The organism is Oleiphilus sp. HI0128 (assembly GCF_001635365.1).
On the sequence record NZ_LWGG01001088.1, the window covers coordinates 1 to 426 of the forward strand.

Below are 426 nucleotides of genomic sequence, written 5' to 3' on the forward strand. Positions count from 1 at the left end.
AGCCTACATGCTCCAACTTAACTACCCCAAAACCGAAGCCCATATTAAAGCGCACAATCAATTTCGTGATGAACTGGATGACATGGTAAACAGTATGGGTAAGTTTGACGCTCTGGTTCGTGAATCTATTTCAATATTTCTGCGAGAGTGGTTACAAAGACATGTATTCGGCATCGACAAGGACTTTGAAGCGTTTGTACTGAAGTCGAAGGTAAAATAACAAAACAGGATACCAATGAAAAACATCACTCACCCAGCCTCGCCCGTTATCCTTGAACAAAAGCCTCCTAACCTCTCTAAGGTGAATTTTGATCAAGCTCTCATTGAATCAAAAAGCCAATACACAAAAGCACTTAAAAGCTGCCAGGAGCGCCTTCTCCAAATCCAACAAGCCTATTATCGACAAGGCAAACGAGCAATTATCGT

At 41.8% G+C, this 426-nt stretch carries 1 protein-coding gene and 1 pseudogene; both read left to right on the top strand.

The window, feature by feature from the left end; all coding sequences use genetic code 11:
- On the top strand, positions 1 to 220 hold a 220-nt coding region (locus A3763_RS28875), incomplete at its 5' end, for a hemerythrin family protein (RefSeq protein ID WP_197482967.1).
- A gap of 15 nt (positions 221 to 235) precedes the next feature.
- A pseudogene (locus A3763_RS29710) lies at positions 236 to 426 on the top strand (polyphosphate kinase); the annotation flags it as partial.